Source organism: Sulfitobacter sp. (assembly GCF_041552635.1).
In the GTDB taxonomy this organism is placed as follows: domain Bacteria; phylum Pseudomonadota; class Alphaproteobacteria; order Rhodobacterales; family Rhodobacteraceae; genus Sulfitobacter.
The window spans coordinates 1-13,880 of the sequence record NZ_JBFEKM010000114.1; the positions used below are offsets into that span (position 1 = coordinate 1).

At 57.6% G+C, this 13,880-nt stretch carries 15 protein-coding genes; 13 read left to right on the plus strand and 2 right to left on the minus strand.

Annotated elements, in window-relative coordinates; all coding sequences use genetic code 11:
• The first annotated feature begins 900 nt into the window (after positions 1-900).
• The 10 genes from ABYT07_RS13700 (at position 901) to ABYT07_RS13745 (ending at position 10,454) form a co-directional block, all read left to right on the plus strand.
• Positions 901-2,049, plus strand: a complete 1,149-nt coding sequence (locus tag ABYT07_RS13700) for a muconate cycloisomerase family protein (RefSeq protein ID WP_372992467.1) — start codon at positions 901-903, stop codon at positions 2,047-2,049.
• A gap of 54 nt (positions 2,050-2,103) precedes the next feature.
• Entirely contained in the window at positions 2,104-3,492 is a 1,389-nt protein-coding gene (benA, locus tag ABYT07_RS13705; protein ID WP_372992469.1) for a benzoate 1,2-dioxygenase large subunit, read from the plus strand.
• Between the two features lie 12 nt (positions 3,493-3,504).
• Positions 3,505-4,023 (plus strand): benzoate 1,2-dioxygenase small subunit, encoded by a 519-nt coding sequence (gene benB / locus ABYT07_RS13710; RefSeq protein ID WP_372992471.1) that lies wholly within the window; start codon positions 3,505-3,507, stop codon positions 4,021-4,023.
• Positions 4,024-4,097: 74 nt separating this feature from the next.
• Positions 4,098-5,120 (plus strand): benzoate 1,2-dioxygenase electron transfer component BenC, encoded by a 1,023-nt coding sequence (gene benC / locus ABYT07_RS13715; RefSeq protein ID WP_372992473.1) that lies wholly within the window; start codon positions 4,098-4,100, stop codon positions 5,118-5,120.
• The gene (gene benD, locus ABYT07_RS13720; RefSeq protein WP_372992475.1) at positions 5,117-5,896 is read left to right on the plus strand and encodes a benzoate diol dehydrogenase BenD; all 780 of its coding nucleotides are present in this window, start codon (positions 5,117-5,119) and stop codon (positions 5,894-5,896) included. The genes benC and benD overlap by 4 nt, the downstream gene beginning before the upstream one ends.
• 43 nt (positions 5,897-5,939) lie before the next feature.
• Positions 5,940-7,112: an ABC transporter substrate-binding protein gene (locus ABYT07_RS13725; RefSeq protein WP_372992477.1), complete on the plus strand. Its 1,173-nt coding sequence runs from the start codon at positions 5,940-5,942 to the stop codon at positions 7,110-7,112.
• A gap of 55 nt (positions 7,113-7,167) precedes the next feature.
• Positions 7,168-8,037, plus strand: a complete 870-nt coding sequence (locus ABYT07_RS13730; protein ID WP_372992479.1) for a branched-chain amino acid ABC transporter permease — start codon at positions 7,168-7,170, stop codon at positions 8,035-8,037.
• Positions 8,038-8,040: 3 nt separating this feature from the next.
• Entirely contained in the window at positions 8,041-9,033 is a 993-nt protein-coding gene (locus tag ABYT07_RS13735; RefSeq protein ID WP_372992481.1) for a branched-chain amino acid ABC transporter permease, read from the plus strand.
• Positions 9,026-9,769, plus strand: coding sequence for an ABC transporter ATP-binding protein (locus ABYT07_RS13740; protein WP_372992483.1), 744 nt, complete (start codon positions 9,026-9,028; stop codon positions 9,767-9,769). The genes ABYT07_RS13735 and ABYT07_RS13740 overlap by 8 nt, the downstream gene beginning before the upstream one ends.
• Positions 9,762-10,454, plus strand: a complete 693-nt coding sequence (locus ABYT07_RS13745; RefSeq protein WP_372992485.1) for an ABC transporter ATP-binding protein — start codon at positions 9,762-9,764, stop codon at positions 10,452-10,454. The genes ABYT07_RS13740 and ABYT07_RS13745 overlap by 8 nt, the downstream gene beginning before the upstream one ends.
• 11 nt (positions 10,455-10,465) lie before the next feature.
• On the opposite strand, the gene ABYT07_RS13750 is transcribed toward ABYT07_RS13745, so the two are convergent.
• Both ABYT07_RS13750 and ABYT07_RS13755 read right to left on the minus strand, forming a co-directional pair.
• Complete coding sequence (locus tag ABYT07_RS13750) at positions 10,466-11,356, minus strand: LysR family transcriptional regulator (RefSeq protein WP_372992487.1); 891 nt, start codon at positions 11,354-11,356, stop codon at positions 10,466-10,468.
• A 138-nt stretch (positions 11,357-11,494) separates the two neighbouring features.
• The gene (locus ABYT07_RS13755; RefSeq protein WP_372992489.1) at positions 11,495-12,358 is read right to left on the minus strand and encodes a dioxygenase; all 864 of its coding nucleotides are present in this window, start codon (positions 12,356-12,358) and stop codon (positions 11,495-11,497) included.
• Between the two features lie 191 nt (positions 12,359-12,549).
• Between ABYT07_RS13755 and ABYT07_RS13760 the strand changes: the two genes are divergently transcribed.
• The 3 genes from ABYT07_RS13760 to ABYT07_RS13770 form a co-directional block, all read left to right on the plus strand.
• Positions 12,550-12,930, plus strand: coding sequence for a hypothetical protein (locus tag ABYT07_RS13760; protein ID WP_372992491.1), 381 nt, complete (start codon positions 12,550-12,552; stop codon positions 12,928-12,930).
• Positions 12,927-13,778 carry an alpha/beta fold hydrolase gene (locus ABYT07_RS13765; RefSeq protein ID WP_372992493.1) on the plus strand — a complete coding sequence of 284 codons (852 nt, stop codon included), beginning with the start codon at positions 12,927-12,929 and terminating at the stop codon, positions 13,776-13,778. The genes ABYT07_RS13760 and ABYT07_RS13765 overlap by 4 nt, the downstream gene beginning before the upstream one ends.
• Positions 13,775-13,880: 3-keto-5-aminohexanoate cleavage protein (locus ABYT07_RS13770; protein ID WP_372992495.1), on the plus strand; the 106-nt coding region annotated here is incomplete at its 3' end. The genes ABYT07_RS13765 and ABYT07_RS13770, both read left to right, overlap by 4 nt.

The window sequence follows — 13,880 nt, forward strand, 5'->3', positions numbered from 1 at the left end:
CGACACTGGACACTGGAACTATCACAAAGCGGTTTGCGCCGCTTGGATTGGAGCCTGATGCAGCAGGAAATTGAAACTGTTGATCGGTGCAACCATACACAGCTTTTGCAATGACTGAAGCTATTGTGCTGTATTCTAAAGTTTATGCACCGTTTTGAGCAGATGGGGAAACCTCAACTGGTCATCCCTTTTTATGCGGCGGGGAAAAAACCGATCTCGGTTCTAATCTTCTTCAAGATGGGGGTTTCAAGGGTCAGAAGAACTGAAAGACCTCTTTGCAATGGATTGGAGGCCGCATTCCGGCAGCGTAGATTTTCGTCATGCCCGGCAGCCATGACTTCTACGAGGGCGCAATCGACCGGGAAGACAATCTTCGCGAAGTTGCTGAAACAAGTTGTGCAACCTTTGTTCAAAAATCCGAAGCTGATCTTCGGACGGCATCGCATTGTGTGCTGTGGCTTGTGGACCGATTTTGAGATCTATGGCGACAGAGCGGCCAGCTTGCGACACGCGTCGGCTCACCTGAATGACTACCACCTCATCCGAGTCGCCAAAGAAGGCTACATGAAACTCACATCATCTTAACATCCAGTGACGAACCGCAGTATCTCGATTGCTAACCTCCTGTCGCAAACAAACGGTCATCGCAGATGGAGCCGCAGTTTGAAGAAGTGATTTTCTTCAGGTCCTTTTATAAATCTCGGACCATAAACGGCGATGGTTTTGGCGGCTGTGCAATGCGCGCTGAGCGCATGATGATCCGAGTTGTGGTGCGGCGCGGGCTCTCAAGGGGAGCATTGCCGCAAAGGGTATCAACCAAGACCTGCCCGTGTATCGCCGAAAACAGGTTCTCCTGCGCATTCTGATCCTCGAAGCATCATTGCTACCAGAGGACACCGCATGACCAAGATTGATCAGATTGAAACCGTTGTTATCGATGTCCCGACCATTCGCAGCCATGTCCTTTCGATGGCGACGATGCGCTCGCAAACGGCCGTTCTGGTGCGGATCAGGTTTTCGGATGGATCGACCGGAATAGGGGAAGGCACGACAATCGGCGGCCTGACATACTGTGTTGAGAGCCCTGAAAGCATTCAATCTGCCATTGATACCTACATTGCACCTGCGCTGAAGGGCAAGGCGGGGGATGATGTGAACACCGCAATCCAGCTGATGGACAAGATTGTGCGCGGCAACCGGATTGCAAAAGCGGCAGTCGAGATCGCGCTCTGGGACGGGTTGGGCAAGCGCCTTGGCGTGCCGGTGTCGCAATTGTTCGGCGGGCAGGTCCATGCCCGCATGCCGGTTGCGTGGACATTGGCGTCCGGCTCCTCCGAGACCGATATCGCAGAGGCGCTGGAGATGATCGAGACGCGCCGCCACAACATCTTCAAGCTCAAGATCGGCAAACGCTCGGTCCGTGACGACGTCGCACATGTGGCCGCCATCAAACGCGCTGTGGGCGATGCTGGTTCTGTGCGGGTGGACATCAATCAGGCTTGGTCGCTGCACGATGCGCGCTGGGGGCTCAAAGGGTTGCAGGATGCGGGCTGCGAGCTGGTCGAGCAGCCTGTGCAAGGCCGCTATGTCGAGGCGCAGCGCGAGCTCACTGCCAATTACGAGATCGCCGTTATGGCGGACGAAGTGCTGAACGGCCCCGAGGACGCGTTGGAGATTGCCGCCAATGCTGCGGCGGATGTGTTTGCGGTCAAAGTTGCGCAATCGGGCGGGATCAAGCGCGCCTCCGAAGTTGTCGCCATCGGGCAGGCAGCCGGCCTTGGCCTCTATGCTGGCACCATGCTGGAAACGGGGTTGGGCACAGCGGCGGCGCTGCAACTGTTCTGCACTGTGGAGAAACTGACCTGGGGGACCGAGTTGTTTGGCCCGCTCCTGCTGACCGATGACATTCTGGCAGAGCCCATAAAATACAATGATTTCTGCGTCGAGGTTCCGCAAGGCGTCGGCATCGGCGTGGCACTCGACGACGACAAGGTTGCCTATTTCGACCGTGATCGCAGCGCGCCGCGCAAGCATCTCGCTGAAGTTTAACACCATCAAATCGCCGACAGCCACAAAGGCGCGGCACCCTGAGGAGGACTGAATATGTTTACCCATTCCAATCTCGATGAGCTTGAAAGCCGCCTTGACGGCATCGTGCAGGACGACCCTGAAAACGGGATCTTTCGCGCCCGCCGCGACATGTTCACCGACGAAGAGCTGTTCGAGCTGGAAATGAAGCATATCTATGAGGGCAACTGGATCTACATGGCCCACGAGAGCCAGATCCCCAACCCCGGCGACTATTTCACATTGCACATGGGCCGCACGCCTGTGGTCATTACACGCGACAAAGACGGCGAGCTGAACGCGCTGGTCAATTCGTGTTCGCACCGCGGTGCTATGTTGTGCCGCTTCAAGCGCCGCAACCAAAAGACATTTACCTGCCCCTTCCACGGCTGGACCTTTGCCAACACTGGCAAGCTTTTGAAGGTCAAAGACCCTAAGGGCGCGGGCTACCCCGAGCAGTTCAACCAGGACGGCAGCCACGACATGACGAAAGTGGCGAAGTTCCAGAACTACCGTGGGTTCCTGTTCGGCTCGCTGAACGCGGATGTTGCCCCGCTTGAGGAATACCTCGGTGAGGCCTGCAAGATGATCGATATGATCGTGGACCAGTCAGAGGACGGCATGGAAGTGCTCCGCGGTTCCTCTACCTACACGTTCGACGGCAACTGGAAGCTTCAGGCCGAGAATGGTGCTGACGGCTATCATGTTTCTGCTGTCCATTGGAACTATGTGGCCACCACATCGCACCGCACGGTCGATGGCAAAGAGGATAACATCAAAGCGACAGATGCCTCCAAATGGGCCAAGCAAAAGGGCGGGTTCCATTCCTATGTGAACGGTCACCTGCTGCTGTGGACCACATGGGCCGATCCTACATCACGTCCAAACTACGCCCGTCTTGACGAATGGACCGAGACCTATGGCAAGACCAAGGCCGAATGGATGGTGGGTGTTCTGCGCAACCTCTGTGTCTACCCCAACGTGTTTTTGATGGACCAGTTCAGCAGCCAGATCCGCGTGTTCCGCCCCATCAGTGTGGATAAGACCGAAGTCACGATCTATTGCATCGCGCCCAAAGGCGAAGATCAGGTGTCACGCTCGTTGCGTATCCGCCAGTATGAGGATTTCTTCAACGCTTCCGGCATGGCGACGCCCGATGACACCGAAGAATTCCGCGCGACACAGCGCGGCTATGCAGGGGCAGCGCATGCCAAATGGAACGACATTTGTCGCGGTGCAACCCAGTGGATCGAAGGACCGGACGAGGATGCAAAAGCGCTGGGAATCAATCCGATCCTGTCAGGTGCACGTACCGAGGACGAGGGTCTGTTCGTAATCCAGCACACCCAATGGGCCGAGCGTATGGCAGACGCAGTTGCCAAAGAACGCGAAAATGCAGCCAACGCCCAAGTTGCGGCTGAATGAGGAGATAAGATCATGACAACTGCAACACTCGAGAAAACAACAGATCTGAGCTTCGAAGATATCCAGTCGTTCCTTTACGCCGAAGTGCGTGCTCTGGATGACCGTGATTGGGATACATGGCTGACTTTTTACCATGCCGACTGCCCTTTCTGGATGCCCGCGTGGGACGACGAGGACATGCTCACCGAAGATCCACAAAACGAGATATCCTTGATCTATTACCCGAACAAATCGGGTATCGAAGACCGCGTGTTCCGGATTCAGACAGATCGTTCCTCGGCCACGTCCCTGCCAGAGCCGCGCACCCAGCACCACCTTGCCAACATCGAGGTGCTGAGCCGCGAGGGGACGCAGATCAAGTTGCGCTTTAACTGGCACACGCTGACCTACCGCTATGGCGACACGGATAGCCATTGGGGGATGTCGTTCTACACGCTTGATACCTCAGGTCCCAAGCCATTGATCACAGATAAGAAAATTGTGCTCAAGAACGACCACATCCACCATGTGATCGACGTCTACCACATCTGACACCAACCGTATTTGCCGGTTTTTGACATCTCGCGCGCCTACCAACGGGCGCGCGATCAAGGGAGGAGCATGCCATGACAACCTATAACGTAGCCCTGAATTTCGAGGATGGCGTCACCCGCGTCATTCAATGCGAAGACGACGAAATGGTGACCGAGGCCGCCTTTCGCCAGAAAATCAATATCCCCATGGATTGCCGTGATGGCGTCTGCGGGACGTGCAAGTGCTTTGCCGAGAAGGGTAAGTTCGAGCTTGAGTTCTACCTTGAAGAAGCGATGACAGAGGAAGAAGCCGCGCAAGGTTATGTCCTGACTTGCCAGATGTCACCGCTGAGCGATTGTGTTGTGCGGGTGCCTGCGACTTCGGCAGTGTGCAAGACAGCCCCAGAGCCCGTAGCGGGTGAGGTCCTTGGCGTGGACCGCCTGTCCGAAACGTCGTTTGGTTTGCGCGTGAAGATGGCCAAGACTATGGGCTTTCTGCCCGGTCAATATGTGAACGTCAGCGTGCCGGGCACGGACAAGCACCGATCCTATTCCTTCTCGTCCAAACCGGGCGCGGATGAGGGTCAGTTCCTGATCCGCAACATCCCCGGTGGTGTGATGAGCAGCTATCTGGGCGAGCGCGCCAAGGGCGGCGATGCAATCACCCTGACCGGCCCGATGGGCACGTTCTATCTGCGCCCGATGGAGCGTCCACAGCTTTGGCTGGCCGGTGGCACGGGTCTTGCCCCTTTCCTGTCGATGCTGGAGCATCTGGCAGAGCAGGGCAACGATCAGCCGATCACGCTTTATTATGCAGTTACGCGCGCTGCCGATCTGGTGGAACTGGACCGCGTGCAAGCGCTGGCCAAGCAGATCGGCAATGTCACTGTGATTACGGTTCTGGCCGCTGAAGAGGACGCGCATGAGCGCAAGGGCTTCGTCACTGATCATCTGTCGGCGAACGATCTGAACGGCGGCGATGTCGATGTTTACCTGTGTGGCCCGCCGCCCATGGTGGATGCTGTGCGTAGCCATTTCGGAACGCTGGGTGTGGAGCCTGCGAATTTCTACTTCGAAAAGTTCAACCCGACAGAAACAGAGGCGGATGCCGCATGAGCCGCCGCTTTGAAGACAAAGTGATGGTCGTGACAGGTGCCGCACAAGGCATCGGTCGCTGCGTGGCGGAGCGTGCGGCAGGTGAAGGCGCAAAAGTGCTCGTCGTCGACCGCTCGCCCGCGCGCGAAGATGTGGTCACGGCGATCCGCGATAGCGGGGGTACAGCAGAGGCGATCAATGTCGATCTGGAGACCTGGAGCGGGTGCGATGCGGCCATGGAAAAGGCGGCGAGCCTTTGGGGCCGGATCGATATTCTGGTCAACAACGTGGGCGGCACCATCTGGGCCAAACCATATGAGCACTACGAGCCCGAACAAATTGACGCCGAAGTCCGCCGCTCGCTGTTCCCGACGCTTTATTGTTGCCGCGCCGCGATCGAGCGGATGCTGCCGCAAGGATCGGGCGTGATCGTCAACGTCAGCTCCATCGCTACGCGCGGGTTGAACCGTGTGCCCTATGCGGCGGCCAAAGGCGGCGTGAATGCCATCACCGCCAGCCTTGCGTGGGAAATGGCGGAACGCGGTATCCGGGTCGTCGCCACTGCACCTGGTGGCACCGAAGCACCCGAACGCGTCGTCCCGCGCAACGCCAACGCGGAGCAAGAACAACGCGCAGACTGGTACCAGACCATCGTCGACCAGACGATCCAGTCCTCGCCCATGAAACGATACGGAACACTCGACGAACAGGCAGGTCCAATCCTGTTTCTGGCGTCGGACGATGCCTCCTACATCACGGGCCTCACTGTGCCCGTGGGGGGCGGCGACCTTGGATAGACCCGCATCAAGACGGTCTGCAATTATAACTGGAGGAACCAACATGAAGACGACCACACTGGCGGCCCTTGGCCTTGCCACCACTATTGCTACGACAGCCAATGCCGAAGACATCAAAGTCGGCCTGCTGTTGCCATATTCCGGCGTTTATGCCGCGTTGGGCAACGAGATTGACGCAGGCTTTGCACTGGGGCTGGCGCAATTTGGCGCAGAGACAGACGTGACCTTCGAGATCGTTCGCGAAGATACCGAAGTGAAACCGCCTGTCGCCCTTGGCAAAGCCAAGAAGCTAATCCTGCAGGATAATGTGAACGTGATCGCGGGCATCGTAAGCTCGGGCGTTTTGGGTGCTGTGCGCGATATGGTCCACGGTGCAGGCGTGCCGATGATCGTCGCGAACGCCGGCAACGACGAGGCAACCGGCGCGGATTGCTCGCCCTTCATTACACGCATGTCGTTTTCGAACGGTCAGGTCAATCGCCCGATGGGCACGTGGATGTACGAGCAAGGCATCCGCAAGGTCTACACCCTTGCCCCTGATTACGCCGCTGGCCGTCAGATGATCGACGCCTTCGAGGCGACCTTCACAGCAGCAGGTGGCGAGATTGTCGGGCAGGATTTCACCCCCTTCCAAAAGACACAGGATTTCGGCCCCTATTTGACCCAAGCCAAATCCAGCGGCGCTGACGCCGTCTATGTTTTCTACGCAGGTGGTGAGGCGATTTCCTTTGTCAAACAATACGATAGTTTTGGCCTTAAAGCTGAATTGCCGCTTTACGGGTCGGGCTTCCTCACATCATCGCTTTATGTGAACGCCCAAGGTCCTGCGGCTGAGGGTGTGATTGCGGCGTCCCACTATGTGCCGACAATCGAAAATGATGCGAACGCAGTTTTCGTAGATGGCTTTACGGCCAAAGTTGGTCGCGCCCCGTCCGAGTTTGCGGTTCAGGGCTATGACGCCGCACGCGCGCTGATCGAGGCGACAAAAGCGGGCGCTAAGGACCGCGCATCGCTGGCCAATGCCCTGCGTCAGGTCAGCTTTGAAGGCCCGCGTGGCACGTTGTCGATTGATCCTGCAACCAACAACATCGTCCAGCCGATCTATGTCTACGAGACCATCGCGGGCACAGATGGGCTGACGCAAAAGGTCCTGGCACAGCTGCCATCCGAGACCGATCCGGCCAACGGCTGTGTGATGGATCCAGTCTCTAACTAAAACAACAACCCGGCCGCATTTTGTGGCCGGGTTTTCATGTGGGGGAGGTCCTAAAATGACAACCGATCTTGGCTTCTGGACGCTGCAAGCGCTCAACGCGCTGCAGCTGTCGATGCTTTTGTTTCTTCTATCTGTCGGCCTGACGGTGATCTTTGGCTTGATGCATTTCGTTAACCTTGCCCACGGCGCGCTTTATGCCCTTGGCGCATATTTTGCGGCTTCTGTTGCTGGTATGTGGGGTTATTGGGCGGCATTCTTGCTCGCACCCGTGGCTGTCGCGGGGGTGGGGGTTCTTCTTTATTCCGGATTTATCCAGCGGATGCGCAAGTCAGGGCCGATGGCGCAGGTTCTGGTGACATTTGGCCTGATCTTCGTGCTGTTGGATATGACCCGTATCGTCTGGGGCGATCTGCCCCTTGCGATTGAAGTGCCAGCAATGCTGGGAGGCCGGCTCGCGTTCTTGGGCGTCGAGTATCCGACATACCGCTTGTTTATCATTGTTCTGGGCTTCGTCGTACTGGCTGGTCTCGCCTTCGTTCTGGGGCGTACGCAAATCGGTGCGATGATCCGGGCAGGCGTCGACAATGACGAGATGGCCGCCTGTTTGGGCATCAACGTTGAACGTTTGTTCTTTTGCGTCTTCTGCGTGGGTTGCGCACTGGCGGGATTGGCTGGTGCGGTGGCTGCCCCGCTGCTCAGCGTCACGCCTGATATGGGGCTGCAAATCCTGATCCCCACGTTGATCGTGATCGTGATCGGCGGTCTCGGATCGCTCAAAGGCGCAGTTGCGGGGTCGCTCATCTACGGCTTTGTGCAGACCTTCGGGGCCGTTCTGGCACCGCAACTCTCCTCTGTTCTCATTTACGCCCTGCTGGCTGCGGTCCTTGTGATCAAGCCCGTGGGCCTCTTTCCGGCGAAAGGATAGACCATGTTCCATCACACGCCTTTGCGATATGCAGCCTTGGTGCTTTTGGCATCGGGTGCGCTGTTTCAGGCCTTTACGGCCCAGTACTTCGGGCTGGAAATTTTAACCGAAATTCTCATCCTCGCCATGCTGGTGCTGGCGCTTGATATGGTCGCGGGGTTTGGCGGCATGGTATCGTTGTGTCACGGCGCGCTGATGGGGGTAGGGGCTTACGGCTATGCCGTGCTGTCCACGACTGCGGGCCTGACACCGCCTGTTGCGATGGGTGCGGCGGTCGCGATTACGGCTGCTATCTCATGGGTCATCGGCGCGATTTGTTCGCGCAGCCATGGCATCTATTTCATCATGGCAACGCTCGCCTTTGGCCAGATGGCCTATTCCTATGTTTTCGAAGCTCCGATTTTTGGTGGCGATGATGGCTTGGGCGGGATCGAACGTCTTGATCTGTCCTTGATCGGCGTTGATCTGAATGACACGCGCACATTCGCCCTGTTTTGCCTTGTCGCCCTTGCCGCGATGTACGGGCTGGCGGTGATGATCCTGCGCTCGGGCCTTGGCCGCTCGTTCTCGGGTGTGATGCACAACGAGCAGCGGATGCGCGCACTCGGTCTCACCGTTTGGCGGGTAAAGGCAGATGTCTTTGGCCTATCGGGTATGATCGCGGGCTTTGCCGGTGTCCTCGCTGCACAACACATCATGTATATCTCGCCCGGCCTGATGGCGTGGACGGTTTCGGGCGAAGCGCTGGTCGTGGTGATCCTTGGCGGGCTTGGCACGCTGGTGGGGCCACTGGTGGGGGCAGCGGTATTTGTAGTTCTCAAACACGAGCTGAGTTCACTAACGACCTATTGGCACCTGATTGTCGGCCTCATTTTGATTGGTGTGGTGATGAGTCGTGCCAACGGGATTTTTGGCTTTATCGAAGACTTCGTCGCGGCGCGCCGCAAATCTGCTGCGGCAACACCCAAAGCCACGGAGGTGACAAAAGATGCTTGAGACACGCAATCTGGACAAAAGCTTTGGCGCGGTGCATGTCACCCGCGATGTCTCGCTCAAGCTTGAGCGCGGCGAGCGGCGGGTCATCCTTGGGCCGAACGGTGCGGGCAAGACCACGCTGTTCAACCAGTTGGTCGGCGAATTGACGCCCGATAGCGGCACGGTGCATCTGGCGGGTGAGGATGTGACTGCACTGCCCGTGGCCAAACGCGCGCGGCAGGGCCTGTCGCGTAGCTATCAAAAAAATACCCTGTTCGACGGGCTGACCGTTGAGGAGAACCTCGGCCTTGCCGCCGCGATCCATACGGGCAATGCGACCACGTTGTGGTCCGACAGCCTTGGCAAAGCGGAGGTCCGCGAGATCGTCAAGGATATTGCCAATCAGGTCGACCTGATGCCGTTCCTGCATGCAAAGGTTTCGCAGATCAGCTATGGTGTGCGGCGCCAGCTTGAGGTCGGTGTGGCACTGGCCACCCGCCCGCTTGTCCTGCTGATGGACGAGCCGACAAGTGGGGTTGGGCCGGAGATGGCCAAAGGGTTCCATGATCTTTTGAACAACCTGCCGCGCGATCTGACCTTGTTGATCATCGAGCATGATATGGATCTTGCTTTTGACGTGGCCGATACGATCACCGTGCTGAACTATGGCGAGGTGGTTTTTGACGGGCTGCCGGATGCTGCGCGCGGATCTGACCTGCTCAAAGAAATCTATTTGGGGAGCTGGGAAGATGCTTGAACTGAATGCAGTGAATTCTGGCTACGGTGAAACCCAAGTCCTGTATGGCATGAACGTCATGGCAAAGCCCGGCAGGGTGCTGGCCATTTTGGGGCGCAACGGAGCGGGCAAATCTACGACGCTCAAGACGATTATGGGATTATTGCCGACCAAATCAGGCACAATCACATTCGAGGGTGCCCCCATCGCTAAACGCCCTTTTGACATCGCCAAATCCGGCATCGCCTATGTGCCCGAGACGCGTGATATCTTCCCCTCTCTGAGCGTGCGGGAAAACCTCGAGATTGCGTCGAAACGCTTTGGCGATGGCCCGTGGACGATCGACCGCGTTGTCGAACTTTTCCCGCGTCTGGGAGAGCGGATGGACAATGGCGGTATGCAGTTGTCCGGCGGCGAGCAGCAGATGCTGGCCATTGCCCGCGCGCTGCTGATGAACCCGCGCTTGCTGGTGCTGGACGAGCCGACCGAGGGGCTTGCCCCGATCATCGTGAAACTGATACATGACAAATTACAGGATCTGCGCCGCGACGGCCTGTCGATGGTATTGGTCGAGCAAAACTTCGGCTTTGCGACATCGCTGGCCGATGATGTTGTTGTCGTGGGCAAGGGCCAAGTCGTCTGGAGCGGGAGCGCGGATGAAATCCGGGCCGACGTCGAGACACAGCACAAATGGTTGGGTGTCTGAAAACGGGTGCCTTAACGCGCCTCCCGCGCCACGTTTTGTGCGACCTTAATGAAGTTCTGCACATGCACGCCCTGTTCGTCGATGCGGTAGTTGACGGACAGGGAGGTGCGCGAAATCTCGGGTTCGATCCGCAGAAACTTGATCCCGTTACGTGGCGCTGACCCAACTGAGCTGGGCACGACACAGACCCCTTCGCCAATCGCAACAAGGCTCAGGGCGGTGTGCAAATCCATCGTGAACACGCGCTTTGGCACCGGAAACCCCGCATCTGTGCAAGCGTTGATCACCGTATCGGCATAGCTGGGGCGGGGGTATTCCGGATAAAGGATCAGGTTGTGAGTCTCCAGTCGCCGTAAGTCAGCGACCTCACGCGTGCCGGTATCAAGCGTGTCGGGCAACGCCAGAATCAAATCCTCTTTTACCAGATGCTTTACTGCAAATTCCGCATCGTCCAGCGCGGGGCGCGCGACGGCCACATCAATCATGCGCGACACCAGTTGCTGGCGCAGTTGGGCATTGTTCATCGGTTGAAGGCTCAGATTAATCGCAGGATAGGCAGCGCGGAACGCTTTTACGATGTTCGGTAAAATCCCGTAGGTAGAGGACCCGACGAAGCCGATGCGCAGCCGTCCTTCCGCTCCTTGACCGAGCCTGCGTATTTCCAGCTTTGTGTCGTCCAGCAGGGCAAGGATTGCGCGGCTACGCTCCAGCAGTTTTTCGCCCGCTTGGGTCAGGCTGATCGCACTGCGCCCTCGGTTGAACAGTACCGCTTCCAACTCGTCCTCGATCTGTTTGATCTGTCGGCTCAGCGGGGGTTGCGCCATATCCAGCCGTTCTGCTGCGCGGCCAAAGTGCAGCTCCTCCGCGACGGCGATGAAATAGGTCATCTGCTTGAAGTTCATTTTCCCTCCCGTGAAAATACGATGGTCCGCAAAAGGCCCTCCCAAGCAATCGTTTGCGGTTTGCTATCTTAGACCGCGTTCTTGCACAAAAAAAGGCCCCCGCATCAGCGGAGGCCAGTCTCAGGGAGATTTCGTGGTTTATTCGGCTGCGATGGCCTCTGACTTGATTGTAAAGTCGAACTCGAAATGGAGGTCTGTCTTCAACTCGGGCGCGGCCTTTTTGAATGTACCGATCAGGCTTTCCTTGACCGCAAACACGCTGTCATCATCGAGCCATTTGCTCTCGGAGTCGTAGATTTGGCTGATCAGCGGGCGGAAGCCGTCCTTGGAGATGATAAAGTGCATGTGCCCCGGACGGTTGGGGTGGTGCCCCATATAGCGCAGCAATTCACCTGCTGTTTCGTTGTCGGGGATCGGGTAAGGCACGGGACGCACGGCGACAAAGGCATAGTGGCCATTTTCGTCCGTCTCGAAGCGGCCGCGCAGGTTGTATTCCGGCTGGTCAGGGTCGAGGTTTTCATACACGCCGTTTGGCGCATCTTCCCAGACGTCCATCTGCACACCGGCTACCCCATTGCCGTTTGCATCGCGGATATAGCCCTCAAAATAGGCGGTTTCTTCGTTGTCATAATGCTTTTTGATGGTCGAGGCACCTTTTGGCAGAACCGGCGGGTTCTCGCGGTAGAAGGGGCCAAGCACGGTGGATTCGCTCTCGGGGCCATCAACCGGATTGGACAACATATCCACCAGCACTTCGACACCCAGAATGTCGCCCAGCAGGATGAATTCCTGGCGGTTCTCGTCACAGGTCTGGCCTGCACGCTTGAGGTATTCACAACCCTCGAGGAACTCGCCGTGCTGCAGGTTCACGTCTTTGCAAAACCCGTGCAGGTGACGGATGAGGGATGACATGATCTCGCGTTGGCGGTCGGTGATGTCACCATGCTGGCCCAAGCTTGCGATGACGACGTCGCTGATGTTGTCGATGTTGACGATACCCATTTTTCTTCCTCCAAAGTGGCAATGTTGATGCCGGTTTGGGCGCCGCAGCGGACGACCCTTGGCGCAAACCCTCTGCGAAAGGTGCGCGCGATCCAATGCCGTGGGCGGTATTGCGTAATACCCATATCGGTATGGCGGTGTGGCCCGCCCTCGTGGCACCACAATGCAAGGGATTTGAAGAGGACAACCAGATGATTGATACGTTCCACACCATGCAGGCAAAGCTGGAGGCCACGCCGCACCTGCTGCGCCTCGGGCGCTTGTTTTCCGAGACTGTCCTTATTCAGGTCGGCGATGACGAGATTTACCTGACCTTCGAGAAGGGGCACGTGACCCAAGTGACCGCAGGCCCCAGCCGCAAGACACCGTGGCGTTTCGCCCTGCGTACCGATGCAGATGCGCTCAAGCAATTCTGGCAGCCCCTACCTGCGCCCGGATTTCACGACATCTTCGGTCTGTTGAAAATCGGCCGTGGCAGCATTGATGGAGACATTCTGTGCCTCGTCAAAAATCTGCGCTTTTTCAAAGAATTCATGGCGCTGCCGCGTCCCGCACGAAAGGACGCCGCATGAGCATCGAACCGATTACAGGCCGCTACCTGACCGTCAGTGTTGAGGGCGCGCCGCGCCGGATCTATTTTGAAGAAGCAGGGCAGGGCCGTCCTGTTTTATGCTTGCATACGGCAGGTGCGGACACGCGACAGTGGCGCCATCTGATGAATGACACGGGCATCACGGCGACGAACCGGATGGTCGCCTTCGATCTGCCGTGGCACGGTAAGTCCCTGCCGCCCGAGGGTTTCGAGACGGAAGAATACCTGCTAACCACCGAAGCCTATATCGAGACCGTGTTGGCCGTGATCGAGGGATTGGGGCTTGAGCGTCCTGTGCTTGCGGGCTGTTCGATGGGGGGCCGCATTGCGCTGCAACTTGCGGCACTGCATCCGGATAAATTCAGCGGGTTCATCGCAATCGAGGCATCTGATTTTCAACCCGCGTGGTATGATATTGACTGGTTTCACCGTCCCGATGCCCATGGCGGCGAAATGGGTGCGGCACTCGTCTCTGCGAATATCTCGCCTTTTGCGCCCAATACCGAGCGGTGGAATACACTATGGATGTTCATGCAAAGCGGCCCGGGGGTGTTCCGTGGCGACCTGAGTTTCTACACCAAGGATGACAGCCTGATTGCCCGTCTGGGTGACATCGACACGGGTAAAACGCCCGTGCATCTGATCGTGGGTGCCTATGATCTGACCTGTACGCCCGAAGACGCCAAGCGCACGGCAGACGCGATTGACGGTGCCACCCTTTCGGTCATGGACGAACTCGGCCACTTCCCGATGAGCGAGCATCCCGAGGGCTTCCTCCAGTTCTTTGTCGATGCGCTGAAGCGTATGCCTGCGGCAGGTGCCAAATGAACACCCCTTGCATCATCTGCGTTGCAATCACCGGATCATTACCGACCAAAGCCAGCAACCCTGCAGTGCCCGTCACCGTATCCGAGCAGATTGAGAGCACCC

Excerpts from the sequence above, each read along its gene's own strand:
- ABYT07_RS13755 (WP_372992489.1), bottom strand. The coding sequence starts at position 12,358 with ATGGGTATCGTCAACATCGACAACATCAGCGACGTCGTCATCGCAAGC.
- ABYT07_RS13725 (WP_372992477.1), top strand. The coding sequence starts at position 5,940 with ATGAAGACGACCACACTGGCGGCCCTTGGCCTTGCCACCACTATTGCT.
- ABYT07_RS13700 (WP_372992467.1), top strand. The coding sequence starts at position 901 with ATGACCAAGATTGATCAGATTGAAACCGTTGTTATCGATGTCCCGACC.
- ABYT07_RS13745 (WP_372992485.1), top strand. The coding sequence starts at position 9,762 with ATGCTTGAACTGAATGCAGTGAATTCTGGCTACGGTGAAACCCAAGTC.
- benD (WP_372992475.1), top strand. The coding sequence starts at position 5,117 with ATGAGCCGCCGCTTTGAAGACAAAGTGATGGTCGTGACAGGTGCCGCA.
- ABYT07_RS13730 (WP_372992479.1), top strand. The coding sequence starts at position 7,168 with ATGACAACCGATCTTGGCTTCTGGACGCTGCAAGCGCTCAACGCGCTG.
- ABYT07_RS13740 (WP_372992483.1), top strand. The coding sequence starts at position 9,026 with ATGCTTGAGACACGCAATCTGGACAAAAGCTTTGGCGCGGTGCATGTC.
- ABYT07_RS13750 (WP_372992487.1), bottom strand. The coding sequence starts at position 11,356 with ATGAACTTCAAGCAGATGACCTATTTCATCGCCGTCGCGGAGGAGCTG.
- ABYT07_RS13765 (WP_372992493.1), top strand. The coding sequence starts at position 12,927 with ATGAGCATCGAACCGATTACAGGCCGCTACCTGACCGTCAGTGTTGAG.
- benA (WP_372992469.1), top strand. The coding sequence starts at position 2,104 with ATGTTTACCCATTCCAATCTCGATGAGCTTGAAAGCCGCCTTGACGGC.
- benB (WP_372992471.1), top strand. The coding sequence starts at position 3,505 with ATGACAACTGCAACACTCGAGAAAACAACAGATCTGAGCTTCGAAGAT.
- ABYT07_RS13735 (WP_372992481.1), top strand. The coding sequence starts at position 8,041 with ATGTTCCATCACACGCCTTTGCGATATGCAGCCTTGGTGCTTTTGGCA.
- benC (WP_372992473.1), top strand. The coding sequence starts at position 4,098 with ATGACAACCTATAACGTAGCCCTGAATTTCGAGGATGGCGTCACCCGC.
- ABYT07_RS13760 (WP_372992491.1), top strand. The coding sequence starts at position 12,550 with ATGATTGATACGTTCCACACCATGCAGGCAAAGCTGGAGGCCACGCCG.